Source organism: Mesorhizobium sp. LNHC229A00 (genome assembly GCF_000502415.1).
Lineage (GTDB): Bacteria > Pseudomonadota > Alphaproteobacteria > Rhizobiales > Rhizobiaceae > Mesorhizobium.
Map to the genome: position 1 here is coordinate 1 of NZ_AYWQ01000168.1, position 497 is coordinate 497.

General features: G+C 64.2%; 1 pseudogene. It reads left to right on the forward strand.

Annotated elements, in window-relative coordinates:
* Positions 1 to 368, forward strand: a pseudogene (locus X742_RS140185) (DUF3137 domain-containing protein); the annotation flags it as partial.
* Positions 369 to 497: the final 129 nt, after the last annotated feature.

The window sequence follows — 497 nt, forward strand, 5'->3', positions numbered from 1 at the left end:
TGATCGGCTTTTTCCGCGGCATGTTCGCGGCCAAGATGCAGGAACTGCCGTCCGGCGTGCCGGAGCTCGACGACGCCTACGAGTTTCGCACCAACAATGTCGAGGCGGCCCGGCCGCTGGTGACCGGCCGCCTGGCGCAAGCGCTGAAATGGCTCGGCGAAGCCTGGCCGGACGAACCCGCGCGTGTCGCGCTCAACGGCAGCGACGGTTTTCTGCTCCTGCCGCAACCGAAGAACTTCTTCGAACTGCCTGATATTTCGGTGCCGCTCGACTATGCCAGCCATGTCGCACCGATGATTTCGGACCTGGGTGCGATGCTGGCGACCGCGGCACTCGTGCGCAAGATCGGCGCGAAGGACGAAGCTTAGCTGGCGGCGTCGTCAGCAGTCGAAGCCGTACTCGTCGCGCATACAGTCGACCTACATCATGCAGACGCCGGAGGCAGGGGCTTCGGACAAGGCCAGGAACTCGTCGAGGCTGGCAAGGGCCTTTGCATC